Source organism: Streptomyces sp. NPDC001532 (assembly GCF_040298625.1).
In the GTDB taxonomy this organism is placed as follows: Bacteria; Actinomycetota; Actinomycetes; order Streptomycetales; family Streptomycetaceae; genus Streptomyces.
The window spans coordinates 32,392-52,078 of sequence record NZ_JBEPAL010000034.1; the positions used below are offsets into that span (position 1 = coordinate 32,392).

The 19,687-nt window shown below is 74.4% G+C and carries 16 protein-coding genes; 7 read left to right on the plus strand and 9 right to left on the minus strand.

What is annotated here, in order from left to right; translation table 11 throughout:
* Positions 1 to 5: 5 nt before the first annotated feature.
* The 4 genes from ABT232_RS27075 to ABT232_RS27090 all read right to left on the minus strand — a co-directional run bounded on the left by ABT232_RS27075 (position 6) and on the right by ABT232_RS27090 (position 4,488).
* Positions 6 to 1,118, minus strand: a complete 1,113-nt coding sequence (locus tag ABT232_RS27075; RefSeq protein ID WP_351844443.1) for an ATP-binding protein — start codon at positions 1,116 to 1,118, stop codon at positions 6 to 8.
* Between the two features lie 66 nt (positions 1,119 to 1,184).
* Positions 1,185 to 2,600: a vWA domain-containing protein gene (locus ABT232_RS27080; protein WP_351844445.1), complete on the minus strand. Its 1,416-nt coding sequence runs from the start codon at positions 2,598 to 2,600 to the stop codon at positions 1,185 to 1,187.
* Positions 2,597 to 4,015, minus strand: coding sequence for a hypothetical protein (locus ABT232_RS27085; RefSeq protein ID WP_351844447.1), 1,419 nt, complete (start codon positions 4,013 to 4,015; stop codon positions 2,597 to 2,599). The genes ABT232_RS27080 and ABT232_RS27085 overlap by 4 nt, the downstream gene beginning before the upstream one ends.
* Entirely contained in the window at positions 3,985 to 4,488 is a 504-nt protein-coding gene (locus tag ABT232_RS27090) for a hypothetical protein (protein ID WP_351844449.1), read from the minus strand. The genes ABT232_RS27085 and ABT232_RS27090 overlap by 31 nt, the downstream gene beginning before the upstream one ends.
* A gap of 227 nt (positions 4,489 to 4,715) precedes the next feature.
* Here ABT232_RS27090 and ABT232_RS27095 point away from each other — a divergent pair, with 227 nt between their 5' ends.
* The 3 genes from ABT232_RS27095 to ABT232_RS27105 all read left to right on the plus strand — a co-directional run bounded on the left by ABT232_RS27095 (position 4,716) and on the right by ABT232_RS27105 (position 6,860).
* On the plus strand, positions 4,716 to 5,048 hold the full coding sequence (locus ABT232_RS27095) for a MazG-like family protein (protein ID WP_351844451.1): 333 nt from the start codon (positions 4,716 to 4,718) through the stop codon (positions 5,046 to 5,048).
* Position 5,049: 1 nt separating this feature from the next.
* Positions 5,050 to 5,544: an NUDIX hydrolase gene (locus ABT232_RS27100; protein ID WP_351844453.1), complete on the plus strand. Its 495-nt coding sequence runs from the start codon at positions 5,050 to 5,052 to the stop codon at positions 5,542 to 5,544.
* A gap of 578 nt (positions 5,545 to 6,122) precedes the next feature.
* The gene (locus ABT232_RS27105) at positions 6,123 to 6,860 is read left to right on the plus strand and encodes a D-Ala-D-Ala carboxypeptidase family metallohydrolase (protein WP_351844455.1); all 738 of its coding nucleotides are present in this window, start codon (positions 6,123 to 6,125) and stop codon (positions 6,858 to 6,860) included.
* Positions 6,861 to 6,994: 134 nt separating this feature from the next.
* Here ABT232_RS27105 and ABT232_RS27110 read toward each other — a convergent pair whose 3' ends face one another.
* The 3 genes from ABT232_RS27110 to ABT232_RS27120 form a co-directional block, all read right to left on the minus strand.
* Positions 6,995 to 7,168, minus strand: a complete 174-nt coding sequence (locus ABT232_RS27110; RefSeq protein ID WP_351844457.1) for a CsbD family protein — start codon at positions 7,166 to 7,168, stop codon at positions 6,995 to 6,997.
* A 112-nt stretch (positions 7,169 to 7,280) separates the two neighbouring features.
* A complete protein-coding gene (locus tag ABT232_RS27115; RefSeq protein WP_351844459.1) occupies positions 7,281 to 8,819 on the minus strand; it encodes an FAD-dependent oxidoreductase in 1,539 nt (512 codons plus the stop codon).
* 176 nt (positions 8,820 to 8,995) lie between these two features.
* Complete coding sequence (locus ABT232_RS27120) at positions 8,996 to 9,649, minus strand: class I SAM-dependent methyltransferase (RefSeq protein WP_351844461.1); 654 nt, start codon at positions 9,647 to 9,649, stop codon at positions 8,996 to 8,998.
* A 149-nt stretch (positions 9,650 to 9,798) separates the two neighbouring features.
* Here ABT232_RS27120 and ABT232_RS27125 point away from each other — a divergent pair, with 149 nt between their 5' ends.
* The 4 genes from ABT232_RS27125 (at position 9,799) to ABT232_RS27140 (ending at position 17,182) form a co-directional block, all read left to right on the plus strand.
* A complete protein-coding gene (locus ABT232_RS27125) occupies positions 9,799 to 10,662 on the plus strand; it encodes a fructosamine kinase family protein (protein ID WP_351844557.1) in 864 nt (287 codons plus the stop codon).
* A gap of 158 nt (positions 10,663 to 10,820) precedes the next feature.
* Positions 10,821 to 11,531, plus strand: a complete 711-nt coding sequence (locus ABT232_RS27130; protein WP_351844463.1) for a lipoprotein — start codon at positions 10,821 to 10,823, stop codon at positions 11,529 to 11,531.
* A gap of 168 nt (positions 11,532 to 11,699) precedes the next feature.
* Entirely contained in the window at positions 11,700 to 14,306 is a 2,607-nt protein-coding gene (locus ABT232_RS27135; protein ID WP_351844465.1) for a SpoIIE family protein phosphatase, read from the plus strand.
* Positions 14,307 to 14,380: 74 nt separating this feature from the next.
* On the plus strand, positions 14,381 to 17,182 hold the full coding sequence (locus tag ABT232_RS27140) for a SpoIIE family protein phosphatase (protein WP_351844467.1): 2,802 nt from the start codon (positions 14,381 to 14,383) through the stop codon (positions 17,180 to 17,182).
* A gap of 455 nt (positions 17,183 to 17,637) precedes the next feature.
* Here ABT232_RS27140 and ABT232_RS27145 read toward each other — a convergent pair whose 3' ends face one another.
* Entirely contained in the window at positions 17,638 to 17,874 is a 237-nt protein-coding gene (locus ABT232_RS27145; protein WP_351844469.1) for a hypothetical protein, read from the minus strand.
* Positions 17,875 to 18,099: 225 nt separating this feature from the next.
* Positions 18,100 to 19,644 (minus strand): helix-turn-helix domain-containing protein, encoded by a 1,545-nt coding sequence (locus tag ABT232_RS27150; protein ID WP_351844471.1) that lies wholly within the window; start codon positions 19,642 to 19,644, stop codon positions 18,100 to 18,102.
* Positions 19,645 to 19,687: the final 43 nt, after the last annotated feature.

The following is a 19,687-nucleotide window of genomic DNA, read 5'->3' on the forward strand; positions in this document are numbered from 1 at the left end:
GGCGGTCACGACAGGGTGGCGATCGCGTCGCGGCCGCCCTCCAGGAACTCCGGCCAGGAGCCGCCCTCTTCCTTGCTGCGCGGCTCGACGACACCGTGCAGGTACTTGTTGAGGATGGCCAGGTCCTCCGGTTCGCGCCGGGCGAGCGAGCCGACGAGCGAGGAGGCGAGGGTGCGGGCGGTCAGCGCCTGCTCGCCGAAGAAGTTGCTGTGCAGGATCGCGTCCTCCAGCACACCGATCTGCTCGGCGGTGGACAGCGCCGACTCCAGCTTCTCGTCGTCGCCGGCGGCCGCGGCGGAGGAGGCGCGCAGGTCGGCGAAGCTCTGCAGCAGCACGTCCAGCAGCGTGGGCGGCACGTCGAGTTCGATCTGATGGCGGCGCAGCAGTTCCTCGGTGCGGAAGCGGACGATCTCCGCCTCGCTCTTCTTGTTCGTCACCACCGGGATGCGCACGAAGTTGAAGCGGCGCTTGAGCGCGGAGGACAGATCGTTGACCCCGCGGTCCCGGCTGTTGGCGGTGGCGATGACGGAGAAGCCGGGCTTGGCGAAGACGATGTTGTCGCTGTCGAGCTCGGGGACCGAGATGTACTTCTCGGACAGGATGGAGATCAGCGCGTCCTGGACGTCGCTGGTGGAGCGGGTCAGCTCCTCGAAACGGCCGATGACGCCGCTCTCCATCGCGGTCATGATCGGCGAGGGGATCATCGACTCCCGGGACTGGCCCTTGGCGATCACCATGGACACGTTCCACGAGTACTTGATGTGGTCCTCGGTGGTGCCGGCCGTGCCCTGCACCACGAGGGTGGAGTTGCGGCAGAGCGCGGCGGCCAGCAGTTCGGCCAGCCAGCTCTTGCCGGTGCCGGGGTCACCGATCAGCAGCAGGCCGCGGTCGGAGGCGAGGGTGACGATGGCCCGCTCGACGGTGCTGCGGTCGCCGAACCACTTCTGCGGGACCTCCCGGTCGAGGCCGTCGGCGCGCTCGGAGCCCAGGATGAACAGCCGGACCATCTTCGGGGACAGCCGCCAGGAGAACGGCTTGGGGTTGTCGTCGATCGACTCCAGCCAGTCCAGCTCCTCGGCGTACTTGAGCTCGGCGGGGGCGCGCAACAGGTCGGACATGGATAAAGGCCCTTCGTGAAGAATCGGGAAGAGAGGTGGTGCGGGTGACGAGGTGCCGAGGAGTGCTCAGGCGAGGAACGTCTTGAGCTCGTGCACGAGCTTGCGGATGTGCCCGGAGAGCACGGGCGTGCCGAGGTCCTTGAAGCGCTCCCGGAACCACGGGTTGACGCTCCCCCGGCCGTAGCTGGTGACCGAACCGACGGGGATGAACTTCGCGCCGGAGCGGTGGATGGCCTGCATGCTCTCGAACAGCGGCTCGGAGCGCCATTCGTAGAAGTCGGAGATCCACACGACGACGGTGTTGCGCGGTTCGGCGATCTTCGGCTGGGCCAGCGCCATGGCGACCGTGCCGTCGGTGCCGCCGCCGAGGTTGGTGCGCAGCAGGGTCTCGAAGGGGTCGTTCACCCAGGGGGTGAGGTCGAGGGCCTGGGTGTCGTAGGCGATCAGGTGGACGTCCACCTTGGGCAGTCCGGCGAAGATCGACGCCAGGATGGTGCAGTTGACCATCGAGTCGACCATCGAGCCCGACTGGTCGACGACCACGATCAGCCGCTGCGGTGTCGTCCTGCGGACGGTGTGCCGGTAGTAGAGGCGGTCGACGTAGAGCCGCTCCTCCTCGGGGTCCCAGTTGGTGAGGTTCTTCCAGATGGTGCGGTCGAGGTCGAGGTTGCGGAACACCCGCTTGGGCGGGATCGACCGGTCCAGGGTGCCGACCGATGCCTTCTCGACCTGGGTGCGCAGCACTTCGGCGACCTCGTCGACGAAGCGGCGGATGAGCGCCTTGGCGTTGGCGAGGGCCACACCGGAGAGGTTGTTCTTGTCCCGCAGCAGCTGCTCGATGAGCGACATGCTCGGGGTGAGCTGGGCGGCGAGCTTGGGGTCGGCGAGGACTTCGCGCAGGCGCATCCGCTTGACCAGGTCGGCCTCCATCGAGCCGAGTTCGGGTCCGATCGCCGGGATGAGCGTGCTGAGGTCGGGGGTGCGGCCGCCGCCTCCGGTGCCGGTGGGGCTCACTCCGCGGCCCGCACCGCCGCCCGCCGTGCGGCCGCCGCGCAGGTCGCCGGGCTTGCAGCCGAGCGCCCGCTCCAGCCAGCCGGCGTCGGACTGCCACTGGGCGAGCTGCCCGGCGGTGACCGCGCCGGAGCCGGTGGAGAAGACGTTGAGCAGCACCTTGGAGGCCAGGGCGGCGCGCCGCACCTCGGCGGCACGGTCGCGGCCGTCCTCGTCGGGTTCGGGCACCATCAGGCCGTCGAACTCGGCGGCGAGCTCGGGGTGACGCTGTACGACGGCGTCGACGGAGGCCTGCGGGTCGAGGAGGGCGGGCGGCAGTCCGATGTCCTCGACGACGGCGAGGGAGGCGGACTCCAGTGTCGGCTGCTCCTCGTGGTCGAAGAGCCGGGCGAGGAGGCGCCAGTACAGGACCTGCCGGCGGTTCTCGTCGGGGCTCGCCGCGGCGGCCTCTTCGGTGGTGTGGTCGGTCATTTCCGCAGCAGCCTTCCGGCGCGTTCGCGCAGCACGGTCACCGCGTCGGTGGCGGCCTTCTCGGCCTTCACCCCGGCCTTGTCGGTGGTGCCGCCGGCCCAGGCGCCGGCGTGCACGGCGACCGTCTTCTTCCGCACGGTGGTCTCCACGGCGAGCGGCTGGACGGTGAACTCCCCGGCGTCCCAGCGCAGCAGCCCGATGCAGGCACCGGAGGCGGCGACGGCCTGCGGGGTGAGCGGACCCGCGGCCGGGATCCGGTCGGTGTCGACGGCCAGCAGCTGACCGGCGAAGGTGAACGTCACGGTGTCCTCGTCCTGTTCGGCGGAGTAGCCCTCCAGGAACACGGGGTGTGCGAGGCGTGCCGGGTGGCGGTCCAGGGGCGCGGTCGGCGCGCCGGCGGCGGCGGGCAGGGCGACCCGGGCGGTGGCGAAGGGGTCGGCGGGCTTGCCCGGGCGGGCGTGCTCGTCCCGCCAGAGCAGGTCGCCCTCGGCGGTGACCGGCATGTCGGTGAGCTCCATGGCGCGGCCCTCGCCGGCGGCGGTGAGCAGCGACAGGTGCGGGCGCAGCAGCTGCCAGACGCCCGCGCCGAGCACGGTGTCGGGCTTGGGCCCCGACACGCTCACCCGCACCAGCCGGGGCGTGCCGCCGTCGGCGGGTTCGAGGACGGCGTGCACCTGGGCCTGCGCGGCGGTGGCGTGTTCGTGGAGGTCGACGCCGAGGGGCAGCAGCCGACCGGTGACGGTGTCCGTGGCGGGCGCGGCGGCGGCGCCGGGCAGGGTCAGGAGCATGCCCCGGGCCCACAGGTCGGCCCAGCGGCGCAGCGGTATGCGGTCCAGGGAGGCGCCCGGGCAGGACGCGGCGAGTTCCGCGGCGAAGCCGTCGAGGAGCGTCGCCAGGCGGCGCAGCTCCGGGTCGGGGAGCATCGCGGAGACGACCTGGGCGGAGCCGGAGACCACGTCGTGGTCGATGCCCTGCCAGCCGGTGCGTGCCAGGTCGCCCAGCCAGGAGCGGGCGGCGGCGAGCAGGTTGGGGGCCTGCCCGCCGGTGGCGGGCGACGCGGGCGCCTCGTCACGGGGGCGGCCGGTCGCCTCGTCCAGCCGGGTCGTCAGCGCGTCGTGGACGGAGCCCAGCAGGGCGGTGCGGGCGGCGGCCAGCGCGATGAGGTGGTCCTCGCTCGCGGCGCCGGCCGCTGCCTTCTCGGCGGCCTCGGCGACACGGGCGGCCAGCGGGCTGCCGGCGACCGCGTCGGCCAGTTCCATCAGGCCGGCGCTCTGCTCGGGCTGGGGCCGGAGCAGGCCGGTGACCAGGGCACGGTCGAAGGCGTCGACGGCGGCGAGGGCCTCGTCGAGCCCGGTGATCTCCTCGGTGAGCAGGTCGACGCGCATCACGCCACCGCCCTCGTCGGCGGGAACCACTGCATCTCCGGCAACGGGGCCGTGGTCGCGTCGAGTTCGAGATACGCCAGGTGGCGCAGGAAGCGGCTGAAGACCGAGGCGGCGGCCTTGCTGTCCGCCGGGGAGGGGCGGGTGGTGGCCATGGCGGTGGTGACGTCCGGCGCGGTCGGCTCGCCGTCCCCGAGGTCGACGCGCAGGTAGCGGGCGACGCGAGCGGCGCCGTACTGGAGCACCGCCTCGTTGATCAGCGCCCTGATGTGGTTGCAGAAGCCGCCGCGGGCGCCGCCGCAGGGCCGGTTGTTGTTGGTGCTGCACGCGTAAGCGAACGTCGCCGCGGCCACCGACGAGACGTAGACCCGCTCGATGTCCGAGCCGCTGGAGACGACTCCTTGCAGGCGTCCGTCGGCCAGCTCGACGAACGGGACCTTGGCCAGTTTGCGCGGCCGTGCGGGCGGGATCACCCGCGCCGTGCTCGACCTCTCCCAGGCGGACAACGCACCATCTCCTTCGCAGCACGGGGGAAGCCCTCCGCCGGACCGGCGGGGACACGAGAAAACCTACCGGCCACCACTGACAACGCCCCTTCCGCGCCCGGGCGGCGGCCTCGCCGTCCGTCGACACGGCCTTGAGAACGGCCGGTTGGGACCGCCTCCGAGTGGGCGCCGGAATCGTTTGCCGGGCGAGGGCGGGACGAGGGTCGGCCCGCCGGAAGGGAGCCTTGGTGGACAAGGGCGACTGGGAGATCACGGCCGGGCTGGCCGCGTTCCTGGAGGAGGCGGCGGCGCACGTTCCCGCCCAGCAGCGGGCCGTGCTCCAGGTGTTGAAGATCGGGGAGGAGTTCGGCGAGGCGGCGCAGGCGGTGATCGGGGTCACCGGCGTCAATCCGCGCAAGGGGACCAGTCACACCTGGGAGGACGTGACGGCCGAGGTCTGCGATGTGATCGTCACCTCGATGGTGGCGCTGCACCGCCTCGGCGTCGCCGATCCCGCAGAGGTCTTCGCCGAGCATCTGCGCAGGACCGCCGTCCGCACCCTCGCCTCGAGGAAGGCCTGACATGGCGGGCGGCTGGATGCCCCGCGAGGAGTGGGTCAAGACGCAGCCCCGTGCGCTCGTGGCCTCCTGCGTCCTCCTCTACGACGGGCCGGGACGGCTGTTGGTGCTGCGCTACGGCGCCGACGAGCCGCAGGCGGGCCGCTGGTGGCTGCCGGGCGGGATGCTCGACCACGGTGAGGACCCGTGGACGGCGGCGCGGCGGGAGGCCCTGGAGGAGACGGGCGTCGACATCGGGCACGAGGCCCGGCTGGTCGGTATCGACCACCGTGTGGACGTCCTCGGCACGGGCCCGGTCCTCGACTGCTTCTTCCACGCCGGAACCCTCCCCGAGGGCACGAGCATCCGGCTGAGCCCGGAGCACGACGGTCACTGCTTCGTGGACCTGGACGATCCGTCGGACACCCGCCTCGCCGCGCACCGCCCGGTGCTCGCGGCCCTGCACGCGGCGGCGCGGTCAGGAACCGTCGTATGCCTGAGCGAGGGGCGGCCTTGGTGAGGTGGCGGACCGCTGAGGTCGCTGGAGCCTCGGTGAGGCCTCGGGACCGCTGAGGTTCCGGAGCCTCGGTGAGGAGGTCTTGGGCCCGCTGAGGTTCTGGCGCCTCTGCTCGGCCTGAGCCGGGGCGGCGCCGTCGGGAACGCACGCCGGCGCCGCCCACCGACTACCGTCCACCGCCCACCGCCCACCGCCCACCGCCCACCGCCCACCGCCCACCGCCCACCGCCTACCGCCCGGGGCCCAGCGCCCAGCGCCCAGCTCCTAAGGGCTAGGGCCCAGCCGGTCCGGGCGCGCCGACTCCCCCGCGCTTCCGACTCCGCCCGCGCCGCCAACGCCGCCCGGCTGCGCCGCCGGACGACTCCCCCGGCCCCTCGGCGACGCCCGAACGAACCGCGCACGACCGCCCCACCGCGCCCCGCCTCCACCGTAGCCATGGCACAGCACCTCACCGACCCTTGCGCCCCAACCGCCCCTTGCCTCATTGTTGACGCGCGTCGACTCGCCTACGTGCGGGGTCGACGCGCGTCACACAGCTCTTCGCTTCGGCAGTGGCTCACTCTCCCAGGCCTGGAGGTCGCATGCTCGGACGCACCGCACGATTCCTTGCCTCACTTGTCATGATCCTGTCGGGTGTGGTCGTCGGCACCGTCGCGACGGCGGGCACCGCACACGCCGACGGCTGCTACACCTGGACCCGCACCCTCTCCCAGGGCACCTCCGGCGCCGACGTCACCCAGCTCCAGATCAGGCTCGGCGGCTACGCGGCCTACGGCTCCGCCCTGGCCGTCGACGGCAGCTTCGGGCCGGCCACCGCGGCGGCCCTCAAACGCTTCCAGTCGGCGTACGGACTGGCCGCGGACGGCGTCGCCGGCACCAACACCTACAACAAGCTGTACGCCCTCCAGGACGACGACTGCACGCCGATCCACTTCTCCTACAGCGAGCTCAACGACTGCAACACCACCTGGTCCGGCGGAGCGGTCAGCGCCGCCACCGCCAAGGCGAACGCGCTGCGCACCATGTGGAAGCTGGAGGCGCTGCGGCACGCGCTGGGCGACCAGCCGATCACGGTCACCAGCGGATTCCGGTCCTACTCCTGCAACAGCGCGGTGGGCGGGGCGAGCAACAGCCGTCATCTGTACGGCGACGCCGCCGACCTGGGCGCCGGACCGCACTCCCTGTGCACCCTCGCCAAGCAGGCCCGCAACCACGGCTTCCGGGGCATCCTCGGTCCGGGCTACCCCGGCCACGACGACCACACCCACGTCGACCACCGCGACAGCCAGTACTGGTCGGCACCCACCTGCGGCATCTGAACCGGCCGCGCCCGCACACGCGAAGGCGGGCCGGGTTCCCGTCCGTCCGGGGAACCCGACCCGCCTCGCACCCGCGCGGCCTCGGCCGCTCACGCCGTCGGCGTCCGGTCGCCACCGGCCGCCGTCGGCCTCCGTCAGTCGCGGAAGACGTCCTTGCCCTTCTCCTTGGCCTGGCGGGCGTCGCCCTTCGCCTTCTCCGCGCGCCCCTCGGCCGTCATCCTCTCGTTGCCCACCGCGCGGCCGACGGTCTCCTTGGCCTTGCCCTTCGCCTGTTCCGTCTTCGCCTTGGCCTTCTGGTCGCGCGCCATGGTCCTCACTCCCACCCAGCGGTTCGCTTTCCGGTCTCGGACATCGGGTGTCCCAGCCCGCACGGGTCAAACGCCACAAGGAGCCGGGCGGCAGGAACCGGGAACCCGTACGTCAGATCTTGCGGGGCTTCAACGGCCGCACCGCCGGGCCCTCCAGGACGCTGCCGTCGGGTGCGAAGCGGGAGCCGTGGCAGGGGCACTCCCAGGCGGTCTCGGCCTGGTTGAAGGAGACCAGACAGCCGAGGTGGGTGCAGCGGGCGGCGACCGCGTGCAGCTTGCCCTCCGTGTCGCGGTGGACCGCCACGTGCCGGCCGCCGATCGCCACGACGGTGCCGTCGCCGGGCGCGAGGTCGTCGACCGGCCCGCGGACGCCCGGTGCCAGGGACGGCAGCCGGTCGCCCACGAAGTGCTTGGCCACCTTCGCCTGGTTCTTGAGGAACCGCCCGCCCTCACGCACCACGGAACCGATCCTGCGCGGGTCGTACAGCTCGCTCCAGGGGTTCTCGCGGCCGGTGATCTGGTCGCAGATCAGCCGGCCGGCCATGATCCCGCCCGACAGCCCCCAGCCGCCGAAGCCGGTGGCCACGTAGACATGGTGACTGGCCGGGTGCAGCGGGCCGACGAGCGGCACCGAGTCGGTGGAGTCGATGTCCTGGGTGGCCCACCGGTGGGTGAAACGCAGATCGCCGAAGTGGCGTACGGCCCAGCCGGTGAGGGTGGCGAATCGCTCCTCCACGTCGCGGCCGGTGCCCGGCGTGAAGTGCTCGCCGGTCACGATGAGCAGCCGCTGCCCGTCCCCGTACGGCGCCGTCCGCATCGAACGGGTGCGGTGCTCGGGCGTGATGTACATGCCGTCCGGCGCCTTCGCCGCGTCCACGGGCGCGGCGACCACCAGCTCCCGGCGCGGTGTGAGCCGGGTGAAGAGCAGGGCCCGGTCGAAGATCGGGTAGTGGGTGGCGACGACGACCTCGCGGGCGGAGATCCGCACGCCCCGGTCCGTGGTGAGCACACAGGGTTCGCCCTCGGTGAGTCCGACGACGCGGGTGCCCTCGTACAGCCTGCCGCCGGCCCGGCGGATGCCGTCGGCCAGGGCGAGCAGGTACTTGCGGGGATGGAACTGGGCCTGCTCGGCGACCCGGACGGCCCCCGCGACCGGGAACGGCAGGTCCGTCTCCGTCACGAACTCGGCGGGCAGGCCCGCCTCCCGGGCCGCCTCCGCCTCGGCCCGCAGCTCGGGGACGCGACGGCGGCCCTGCGCGTAGGTGTACGCGGCGGTGTCCTCCCACTCGCAGTCGACGCCGAGTTCCCCGGCGATCTCGGCGGCCCGGCGGATCGCCTCCGTCTGGGAGCGGGCGTACAGCCGCGCTCCCTCCGGGCCCCGGCTGCGGCGCAGCCGGTCGTAGATCAGGGTGTGCTGGGCGCTGAGCTTCGCGGTGGTGTGGCCGGTGACGCCGGCCGCGATCCGGTCCGCCTCCAGCACGGCGACCTCGCGCCCGCTCCGGACCAGTTCCCAGGCCGTACTGAGCCCGGCCATGCCCGCGCCGACGACCGCGACATCGACCGTGAAGTCGGCGTCCGGCGCGGGGTCCGGGTCGCCGGGCGGCAGCGACTGGAGCCAGTACGACGTCAAGGTGCCCACCTGTTCACTCATGCGCGACGAGTTCCCTCGGCCTCGGCGGCCACACAAGAACCACCCGGTCGGAGCAGCCTAGGAAGCGCGTCACGGGTCACGCCGCGCTCACGGACGGCCCAGGGGTGCTGTTCGGGTCGTCCCGGCGTCGCGGCCTCCGGCCGCCCGGCGGGCGCCGCATCTCACGGCCCGGCCGATCAGGACGACAGAGCCTGGGCGAGGCGGCGCAGCCGCCAGACGTTGTCGTCGCGGAAGCCCTCGACGCCGTCCGGGGAGACGGCGGTGCGGCGGACGGTCTCCGCGGTGTCCACGGTCCACTCCTGCGCGGGCAGCGCGAGGTCGGCCAGCAGGCCGTCCACGGTGGGGAAGTCGGCCTCGAAGGGCGGCTCGTGCTGCCAGGACGGCCAGCTCGCGTGCAGGGCGACCAGGAGCGTGCCGCCCGGGGCGACGGCCTCGGCGGCCCGGCCCAGGATCCGGTGGAGGTCGAGATCCACCGGCGACTGGAGGAACTGCGCGCTCACCAGGTCGAAGGAGCCCTCAGGGAAGGTGCGGCCCAACTCGTGGCGCTCCCAGACGATCCGGTCCGCGACGTCGGCGTCGGCGGCGTGCCCGGCGGCGCGCTCGAGAGCCGTGGCGGCGATGTCGACGCCGGTGACGCGCCAGCCGCGGGTCGCCAGCCACACCGCGTCGGCGCCTTCCCCGCAGCCGAGGTCCAGGGCGGTGCCGGGCGTCAGCTCGGTCACCTCCCGGACCAGCAGCGGGTTGGGACGGCCGCTCCACACGCGGTCCCTGTCGCGATAGAAGCCCTCCCAGAAGTCGGCGGGGCGGTCCGGTGCGGGGGTGTGGGTCATGGCGCGTCCTCCGGTGCTGAGTGTCGGGAAGCCAGTAGGGCGGGTGTTCCACACCGAGCCTGGATCGGTTCCGGACGTACGGCAAAGGTCTTTGCGGGTTCGGCAAAACCGGTCCGAGGTCCGGCCGTACGCTGGTGGCCGTGCGCGGAGTGGACGAGGAGCCGGGTCCGGCGGTCGCGGCGGCGCGCTGCACCGGTCGGGCGGTGACCGGGGTGCGGCCGTTGTCGGGGACGCTCGCCGAGGTCACCCTGGACGACGGCCGGGTGGTGGTCGTGAAGCGTCAGGACGCGCCGGGCGGGGTGCGGGCCGAGGAGGCGGGGCTGCGCTGGCTCGCCGCGGCCGGCGCGGTGCCGGTGCCGGCCGTGCACGGGCTCGACGGACGGTGGCTCGTCCTCGACCGGGTGCCGCAGGGCCGGCCGGACCCGCGGGCGGCCGTGCGGTTCGGCCGGGAACTGGCCGCGCTGCACGCCGCCGGCGCGCCCGCGTTCGGGGCGCCGCCGCCGGACGGCCCCGAGGACGCCGCCATCGGGCAGGCCCCGATGCGCAACGTCCCCTGCGCCGACTGGCCGCGCTGGTACGCCGAGCACCGGGTGCTGCCATATCTGCGGCGGGCCGTGGACGACGGCACGCTCGGCCCGGCCGAGGCAGAGGTGTTCGAGCGGGTCTGCGCGCGGCTCCCCGAGCTGGCCGGGCCGCAGGAGCCGCCCGCCCGGCTGCACGGCGATCTGTGGAACGGCAACGTCCTGTGGGGGAACGACGGACGCGTCCAGCTGATCGACCCGGCCGCGCACGGCGGGCATCGTGAGACCGACCTGGCCATGCTGCACCTCTTCGGCTGTCCGCACCTCGACCGGGTGCTCGACGGCTATCAGGAGGTCGCCCCGCTCGCCCCCGGCCGACGGGACCGCGTCGCCCTGCACCAGCTCTTCCCGCTGCTCGTCCATGTGGTGCTGTTCGGCCGGTCGTACGCCGACCAGGCGCTCCGGGCCGCGCGCACGGCCCTCGCCCGCTGACCTCGCCCGCTGACCTCGCCCGCTGACCTCGTGGACGCGCTCCCGGCGCTGTCGGTGCCCTCGGATACAGTGGCGCGCCTCAGGGGAGAGGAGCAAGGACGGTGCAGGTCAGGGTGGGGAAGACGGGGCGGATCGCGGCTCATGGCGCGTTGTTGGCCATGGTGTTGACGGGGTGTTCGGCGGCCTCGGAGGCGTCGGGAGGGGCGCAGGGGGACGGCAGGGCGTCGGCGAGCGCTTCGGCGGACGCCGAGGCGGCGGTGGCCGAGCGAGGTGCCGCTCTGGGCGCCGCCGGTTCCGCCTGCGAACTGCCGGTCACCTTCGACATCGCCGAGGACTGGGAGCCGGAGGCCGTCGACGCCGCCGCGGCGTTGGCCGGGAGCGGTGCCGAAAGCACGGACGGCACGGACGGCACGGACGGCACGGACGGCTCGGACGGCACGGACAGCGCGGAGGACGACCTCGCCGCCGAGATAGCCGACTCGCTGCTGCGCCAGGGCCCGGTCGTCGCCGCCTGCGAGGTGGACGCCAAGCCCGCCGGGAACATCGGCTTCCTGCGGGTGTGGACCGGCGAGCCGGGCGAGGACGACGCGCGGACCGTGCTGGAGGCCTTCGTGACCGCGGAGGCGAGCGAGAACGTCAGCCTGGACCAGCAGCGGTACCGGACCTTCACGTCCGGTGAGGTGAAGGGTGTCGAGGTGTCGTACCTGCGCACGAGCGAGCTCCTTGAGGAGACGCAGAAACAGCGCGCGCTCGCCGTGACCACGGCGGACGGGCCGGTCGTCCTGCACCTCGGCGGGCTGGACGACGAGGAGCACGAGGCGATGCTTCCGGCGTTCGAGCTCGCGAAGAGGACCCTGCGCGTCTCCTGACCGGCGCGGCCCGCTCGGTTACGGGGGTCCGCGTCGGCGGACGGCCGGCCGGTGGTGCCGGGCGTCCGTCCGGGTGCGGGTGACGGGCGTCCGGGTGCGGGTGACGGGCGTAGGGGCGCATCCTTGCTGTGTGCCTGCGCGACGGCGCGCGTGGACGGGTTGGGACCGATGGCTGGGAGCGGCGAGGACCTGAGCGGGAGGCGTGGACGGCTGACCGCGCTGCTCACCGACGCCGCGGTGGAGGCGATCGGCGTCGAGGGGGCGCGCGCCGCCGGGGTGTACGTGCGGTCCGCGACACCCGGTGTGCTGCGTCTCGCCGCGCTGGTCGGCCTGCCGGGAGCGCTGTTCCGGCCCTGGTGGCGGGTGCATGTGGATCGCCGCTTCCCGGTCGCCGACTCCTACCGGCTCGGCGTCCAGGTGCTGCTGCCGAACGCCACTGAGACGATGCGCCGCTACCCGCAGTTCGCGGCCGCCCTGCCGTTCCCCATCGGGTCGATCTGCGTGCCGGTCATGGGGGCGACGGGGACCTTCGGCGTCCTGACCGTGCTGCGGACGGCCGCGCCGGACGCGGCGGAGGTGCTGGCGGAACGGGACCGGCTGGCCGAGCTGGCCCACGAACTGGGCGGCGCGGTGCGGCGTCTGGAGGCGGACGGCCCGGCCCTCTCCTGGGACGACGAGCCGGTGTGCGCGGCGCCCCCGGCCACCGGCCCGTCCGGGGTGCGGATCGGCCGGTTCTCGTGGGATCCGGCGGCGGACGTGGTCACCGCGGACGACACCGTGCCGACGCTGCTGGGGCTGGCGCCGCACGAGCTGCCGGGCAGTGCCGGCCATTTCGTGCGGACGCTGGCCAGAGCGGACGCGCAGCGCCTGCTGGCGCTGTTGCGGGCCACCGCCGTCGGCGGCCCCCGGCCGGTGGCACCGCTGTATGTGCGGACCGCCGACGGCGCCGCGCTGCGGGTGGAGCTGTGGCGGCCCTCCCGCGTCGACGGGATCGTCCTCGACGCGGGCTCGGTGGCCGACACCGGAGCCGACCAGCTGCCGCAGGGCGTGTTCTGCCTGGACCGCATGGGGCGGATCGTCTACGCCAATCCGCGCGCCGCCGAGCTGCTGGGCGAGCCGCGGGCCCGCTTCCTCGGGCAGGCCCTGTGGGAGGGCGTGCCGTGGTTCGGCCGGCCCGCCTGCGAGGACCATCTGCGGGCGGCTCTGCTCGCGCCCGAGCCGGTGCACTTCCACGTCCGGCGTCCGCCGCGGGACATGACGGGGAGCTCCTGGCACGCGCACCGGCCGGCCGAGCCGTTCCGGCGGTGGGAGGGCGACTGGCTGGCCGTGTCCGTCCATCCAGGTCCCGATCTGCTGACCTGCGTCGCCGCTCCGTCGACGCGCGGCGCGGACCTCGCGGGGCCGGTGGCCGTGCCGGGTCCGGGGGAGGCCTCCGGCGAAGAGGGGCGCGGCGGTGCGGGGCGGGACGGCGCGGCGCACGTCGACGAGACGCGGGCCGACGTGCTGTCGGAGCAGGGCGGCGCCGGGGTGGCGGCGGTGTCCCCGGCGTACCGCCCGATCGTGCTCGCGCTGGCGCTGACCGAGGCGGTCACCGCCCGGCAGGTCTCCGCGGTGGTCATGCAGGAGCTGCTGCCGGCCTTCGGCGGCCGCCGGCTCGCCATCTACCTGCTCCAGGAGCGGCATCTCTACCTGGCCTGGGAGACCGGTTTCCCGCCGGGGTTCCTCGCGCCGTTCCAGGGTGTGAGCCTCGACGCCCGGCTGCCGGGCGTGGAGACGCTCACCACCGGCCAGCCGCTCTTCTTCGACTCCATGGACCAGCTGGCCGCCGCCTACCCCGGCATCGCGCTGGACGCCGCCGAGGGCTCCCGCGCCTTCCTGCCGCTGATCGCCTCGGGCCGCCCGGTCGGCTCCTGCATCCTGGGCTTCGACCGGGCGCGCAGTTTCGGCACCGAGGAGCGCGCCGTGCTGACCGCGCTCGCCGGGGTGATCGCGCACGCGATGGAGAAGGCCCAGCGCTACGAGACCGAGGCCGCGCTGGCCCGGGGTCTGCAGCGGGCGCTGCTGCCCCACCGGCTGTCGGTGCATCCGCGGGTGGAGACCGCGGGCCGGTATCTGCCGGGCACTCAGGGGATGGACGTCGGCGGTGACTGGTACGACGTCGTGGAGGCCGGTGACGGGGTGGCGCTGGTGATCGGCGACGTCCAGGGGCACGGGGTGCAGGCGGCGGCCACCATGGGCCAGCTGCGCAGCGCGGTGCGGGCGTTCGCGCTCGACGACCGGCCGCCGGACGAGGTGCTGAGCGGCACCAACCGGCTGCTCATCGACCTGGATCCGGGCCAGTTCGCGTCCTGCTGCTATGTCCGGCTCGACCCTTCGACGGGGCTCGCCCGGTTCGTGCGGGCGGGCCATCCGCCGCCGCTGCTGCGTCACCCGGACGGGCGCACCGAGGTGCTGGACCTGCCCGGCGGGGTGGTCCTCGGGGTGGATTCGCACGCCGACTACCCGGTGTCGGAGCTGACGATGGCACCGGGCGCGCTGCTGGCGCTGTACACGGACGGGCTGGTCGAGCGGCCCGGCGACGACATCGACGAGGGGATCACCGCACTGCGTCTGGCGCTGGCCAAGGCGGGCGCGCCGGCGTCGCGCCCGGGCGGACGGCGGCTGGCCGGGGTGGCCGACCGGCTCACCACGGCCGCCCGGCACGCCGTGGACCGGCCCGACGACATCGCACTGCTGCTCGCCTGCCGGCGCGCCGGGCCGGACGACAGCGGATGAGCCGTGGGGCGCGGGAGCCGTCGCCTCGGGTGACGCCCCTCGCCTCCTGAGACCGGGGAGTGTAGACAAGGCACATGGTCCGACATTTGGGTCGATCCCGGGCTCGGTCCACCGGAACTCCGGACACCGGGCCGGGAGCCGGGCGCGACCGGCGCGTACCGGGCCGTGCCTCGTCGGCGGGCGGGCGGCGGGCGGGGCGGGAGGGCGGGACGGGACGGCGGCGGAACGCCGGCCGGCCGGGCCCGTCCACCGGGCTGCGCTCGGTGCTGACCGGGCGCAGTGTCGCCGGGCAGGTCTTCGTGCTCCAGGTCGTCGTCGTGCTGGTGCTGGTCGCCGCCGCCGTGACGGCGCTGGTGCTCCAGGCGCGGTACGACAGCACCCAGGAGGCCCGCAACCGGTCCGTGGCCGTGGCCGAGACCTTCGCCAACGCGCCGGGCACCCGGGCGGCGCTGAGCAGCCGGGATCCCACGGCGCTGCTGCAACCGAGCGCGGAGGCGGCGCGGAAGGACACCGGCGTCGACTTCATCGTCGTCATGAACACCGACGGCATCCGCTACACCCATCCGCTGCCGGACCGGATCGGCAAGAAGTTCGTCGGGGACATCGCGCCCGCGCTGGCCGGGGAGACGACGACCGAGGAGGTCGACGGCACGATCGGCCGGCTGGTGCAGGCCGTGGTGCCCGTCCAGGAACCCGACGGGACGGTGGTCGGGCTGGTGTCGGCCGGGATCACCACCGAGCACGTGGGCGGCGCCGCCGACCGGCAGCTGCCGCTGGTGCTGATCGCGGCGGCGGCCGGACTCGCGGTCGCCACGGCGGGCACCGCGCTGGTCAGCCGGCGGCTGCTGCGGCAGACACGCGGGCTGGGTCCGCGCGAGATGACCCGGATGTACGAGCACCACGACGCGGTGCTGCACGCCGTCCGGGAGGGAGTGATCATCGTCGACGGCGGCGGCGCCCTGCTGCTCGCCAACGACGAGGCGCGCCGGCTGCTGGACCTGCCCGACGACGCCGAGGGACGGCATGTGCGCGAGCTGGGGCTGGATCCGGCCACCGCCGAACTGCTGGCCTCCGGGCGGATGGCCACGGACGAGGTGCGGCTGGTGAAGGACCGGCTGCTGGCGATCAACCAGCGGCTCACGGACGTGGTGGGCGGTCCGCCCGGCAGCGTGGCGACCCTGCGCGACTCCACCGAACTGCGGGCCCTGTCCGGCCGGGCGGAGGTGGCCCGGGAGCGCCTGGACATGCTGTACGCCGCCGGGGTGGGTATCGGCACCAGCCTGGACGTGACCCGTACGGCGGAGGAGCTGACGGAGCTGGTGGTCCCCCGGTTCGCGGACTTCGTGACCGTGGACCTGTACGACGCGGTGCTCGCCGGCGAGCAGCCGGAGGCGGGGCCCGAGCTGCGCCGTACGGCCTTCGGCGGGATCCGGCCGGACCCGCCGTTCTACCCGGTGGGCCGGCGCATCCGGTTCGTGCCGTCCTCGCCGCAGGCCCGCAGTCTGCGCACCGGGCAGGCGATCCTGGAGCCGCGGCTGCGCGAGGCGCCGGGCTGGCAGGCGCAGGATCTGGAGCGCACCGCGCAGGTGGTGGCGTTCGGCATCCACTCGCTGATCACCGCGCCGCTGCGCGCCGGGTCGCTGGTGCTCGGCGTGGCCAACTTCTGGCGCTCGGGCAAGCCCGAGCCGTTCGACGCGGAGGATCTGGAGCTGGCGGAGGAGCTGGTCGCGCGGGCCGCCGTCTCCATCGACAACGCCCGCCGCTACACCCGTGAGCACACCATGGCGGTGACGCTCCAGCGCAGTCTGCTGCCCCGCAGTCTGCCCGAGCAGAACGCCCTGGAGGTCGCCTACCGCTATCTGCCGGCGCAGGCGGGGGTCGGCGGGGACTGGTTCGACGTGCTGCCGCTGTCCGGGGCGCGGGTGGCGCTGGTCGTCGGGGACGTGGTGGGGCACGGGCTGCACGCGGCGGCCACCATGGGCCGGCTGCGGACCGCGGTGCACAACTTCTCCACGCTGGACCTGGCGCCCGACGAGCTGCTGTCGCTGCTCGACGAGATGGTCGGGCGGATCGACCAGCACGAGACGGAGGAGGGCGGCAGCGCCCCGGTCACCGGCGCGACCTGCTTGTACGCGGTCTACGATCCGGCCGCCCGCCGCTGCACGATCGCCCGGGCGGGCCATCCGCCGCCCGCGCTGGTGCGGCCGGACGGCGCCGTGGAGTTCCCGGAGGTGCCGGCCGGTCCGCCGCTGGGGCTCGGCGGGCTGCCGTTCGAGACGGCCGAGCTGGAGCTGCCCGAGGGCAGCCGGCTGGTGCTGTACACCGACGGGCTCGTGGAGGACCGCGGCCGGGACATCGACGTGGGTCTGGACCTGCTGCGCAGCGCGCTGGAGCAGGCCGGTCCGTCGCCGGAGGACACCTGCCGGGCGGTGGTCGACTCGCGGCTGCCGGCCCGGACCAGCGACGACATCGCGCTGATCGTGGCGCGGACCCGCGCGCTGGGTGCCGAACGGGTCGCCACCTGGGACGTGCCGTCCGATCCGGCGGCGGTGGCGCAGGTGCGCGCCTCGGTCACCCGGCGGCTGTCGGAGTGGGGTCTGGAGGAGCTGGTGTTCACCACGGAGCTGGTGCTCAGCGAGCTGGTCACCAACGCCATCCGGTACGGGGGCGCCCCGATCCGGGTGCGGGTGCTGCGTGACCGCAGTCTGATCTGCGAGGTCTTCGACAGCAGCAGCACCGCCCCGCATCTGCGGTACGCGGCGATGACGGACGAGGGCGGACGCGGGCTGTTCCTCGTCGCGCAGCTCGCGGAACGCTGGGGCACCCGCTATCTGCCGTCCGGCAAGGTCATCTGGGCGGAGCAGCCGCTGCCGTAGCGGTGCCGTCAGCCGGCGCAGGGCTCGACGGCGCGGTACTCCGGCGCGGTGTCCGCCGCCCGCGTCGCGTCCGCCGGCCGTACCGCTCCGGCGGTCACGAGGGCGGCGCCCGCGAGGAGGGCGACCGCCGCGCCGCCGCCGTAGCCGCCGACGCAGCTGCGCCGAGGTGACTCCCGTGCGACGCCTGCGTTCGGCGGTCGGCCGGGAGCGGCGTGCGGCGCGCACCCGGGCGGTCCGCCCGCGGATCTCCCGTCGGCGTCGTGCGCCGTCCGGCCCGCCGGCGGGCGGTTCGACGCGGGCTCCGGCCATGGTCTCGGCTCTCCCCGTGGCGACCCGGCGTTCCCTATGAGGGCACGGACGGCGGCGCTCCGGCCGGCCGTCCGCGCGAGTCGCGCGCGACGGCCCGGCCCCCTCGGCGTGTGCCGGAGGCCGGGCCGTCGCGCGGTGAGTGCCCGTCAACCGCCGTTCAAGCGCGCACGCAGCAGTTCCTTGCCCAGCTCGGCGCCCTTGCGGCTGTCCGACTGGGCCTTGCGGAACAGCTCCGCGACCTCGGTGTCCTTGGCGCGCTCCGCGTCCTGGATGTAGGTCTCCAGGCGCAGCGCGTTGTTGAGGCACGCCTCGACGTACCAGATGAGGTTGTAGTCCTTGTCCGCGGTGCCGGTCGCACCGCCGGTCTCCGTACTGCTGGACACGCGGGCCTCCTCCTTCGGTCGTGTGGGTCTTCGCTGCGCGCCGGGTACCCGTCGTTCCGGTACCCACACGATGCGGACGAGAAGAAGCGCCCCCAGGGCCGAGCGGCCGTCCGCGGAGGCGCGACCGGTCCCCCGTTCCGGTCGCGCCTGCGCGGTGTCCTGAACCTATGGGCCGGCCGCCGTGGTTGAAAACCGCGTCGATGCCAGCTCCGGCGGGCGGAGGACTCACCCGTGCACAGGTGAGTCCGGATTGTCGCGGTCTGCCGCGGGCGGGGCGGGCGCGGGCAGGGCGGGCGCGCCGAGGTCGCCGACCGCCAGATGGGCGAGGACGACCTCGTACAGGTCGCTGCCTCCGCCGAGGAGTCCGCGTTCCAGGACCGGCTCGGCGGCCCGGACGTGCTCGCGGACGGTCTGCGCGTGGACCCCGAGCCGCTGGGCCGCGCGTTCGGCGTTGCCGCCGGCCGCGATCCAGGCGCCCAGGGTGCGGCGCAGGTCGCGGCCGTCGGCGTCGAGCCGGGCCAGCAGGGCCTGCGCCCAGGTGCGCACCGCCGGTCCGGTCAGCAGGTCCTCGAGGCGCGCCCGGCCGCCCGCGCCGGCGGGGTCCTCGGCGGTGTCCCCCAGGCCGGCCTGGGTGTTGAGGGCGAGGTGGACGGCGCAGCGTACGGCCAGGTCGGAGAAGTCGGTGCGCAGCAGGCCCTCGACGCGTTCCATCCGGGCGCGCACGGTGTTGCGGCTGACGCCGAGCACCTTGGCCGTGCTGACGGCGGTGAACTCCAGGCCGAGCCGGGTGGTGGCGAGGAGTTCGGCGCGGACGTGGTGGGCGAGGCCGTCCAGGGGGCGCAGCACCGCGAGGGTCCAGGCGCGCAGCGCGTCGGGGTCCATCAGGCGTTCGGGGTGGGTGCGTTCGGCGTAGACGGCGGCGCGGTCGTGCCGGAAGTGGGCGACGGCCAGGGCGCTGACCGCCTGCCCGTAGGCGGCGGCGGTCTGGGCGAGGCTCTGGCGGACGCTGCCGCCGAGGAACGTGTCGGGGCGGGCTTCGACGAGGGACCGCAGTTCCCGCACGGCCGTCTCGCCCGGGGTGACGACGATGACGTGGCCGTCCATGGCGGGGCAGCGCACCACCAGGGCCCGCTCCCCGGTGGCGGCCAGGCAGGCGTCGGCGAGGCGGTCGCGCTCCTCGGGGCGGCACTCGGCGACGTAGACGGACGCGGTGTCGGTGTCGAGGAGGCCGGGCCAGAGGCCGGCCGCGACCCGGCGGGCTGCGACGGTGTCCTCGACCATCAGCAGTTGCAGGATCGCCAGCCGCAGGTCGGCGGCGGCGCGTTGGAACCGGTGTCCGGCGGCGGTGGTCTCGTGGGCCCGCAGCAGCAGTTCCAGTACGCCGGCGGTGTGCGTGACGATGTCGGCGGCGCGCCGGTCGAAGGGGGCGGTGCGGGCGACGGTGAGGACGGCCGCCGCGGCGGGCCGGGGCAGGTTCACCCGGACCAGCCGCAGGTGGCGTCCGCCGTCCTCCAGGGCGGCGGAGGCGATCCGGCCGGCCGCGATGTCCGCGGCGAGCGCGGGATCGGCCGGGACGGGTCGGCCGGCGAGCGGGGCGCCGGTGCCGTCCTGGAGGCAGACGTCGGCCGTGACGGCCCCGGCGAGCCAGTCGACCACGCGGCGCGGGTCGCGCCCGGGGGGTCGTAGCTGGTTCAGGAGTTCTTCCGCCCATGTCGCCGCGGCGGTGTCGTCCGCCGTGCCCGCGCCGGCCCCGTGTGCCCGGCCTGCCATGTCGGCTGCTCCTCGTGTCGCTCGTCGTGCTGTCCTGGCTCGT

Excerpts from the sequence above, each read along its gene's own strand:
- ABT232_RS27080 (WP_351844445.1), bottom strand. The coding sequence starts at position 2,600 with ATGACCGACCACACCACCGAAGAGGCCGCCGCGGCGAGCCCCGACGAG.
- ABT232_RS27100 (WP_351844453.1), top strand. The coding sequence starts at position 5,050 with ATGGCGGGCGGCTGGATGCCCCGCGAGGAGTGGGTCAAGACGCAGCCC.
- ABT232_RS27140 (WP_351844467.1), top strand. The coding sequence starts at position 14,381 with ATGGTCCGACATTTGGGTCGATCCCGGGCTCGGTCCACCGGAACTCCG.
- ABT232_RS27110 (WP_351844457.1), bottom strand. The coding sequence starts at position 7,168 with ATGGCGCGCGACCAGAAGGCCAAGGCGAAGACGGAACAGGCGAAGGGC.
- ABT232_RS27135 (WP_351844465.1), top strand. The coding sequence starts at position 11,700 with ATGGCTGGGAGCGGCGAGGACCTGAGCGGGAGGCGTGGACGGCTGACC.
- ABT232_RS27130 (WP_351844463.1), top strand. The coding sequence starts at position 10,821 with ATGGTGTTGACGGGGTGTTCGGCGGCCTCGGAGGCGTCGGGAGGGGCG.
- ABT232_RS27115 (WP_351844459.1), bottom strand. The coding sequence starts at position 8,819 with ATGAGTGAACAGGTGGGCACCTTGACGTCGTACTGGCTCCAGTCGCTG.
- ABT232_RS27150 (WP_351844471.1), bottom strand. The coding sequence starts at position 19,644 with ATGGCAGGCCGGGCACACGGGGCCGGCGCGGGCACGGCGGACGACACC.
- ABT232_RS27105 (WP_351844455.1), top strand. The coding sequence starts at position 6,123 with ATGCTCGGACGCACCGCACGATTCCTTGCCTCACTTGTCATGATCCTG.
- ABT232_RS27075 (WP_351844443.1), bottom strand. The coding sequence starts at position 1,118 with ATGTCCGACCTGTTGCGCGCCCCCGCCGAGCTCAAGTACGCCGAGGAG.
- ABT232_RS27120 (WP_351844461.1), bottom strand. The coding sequence starts at position 9,649 with ATGACCCACACCCCCGCACCGGACCGCCCCGCCGACTTCTGGGAGGGC.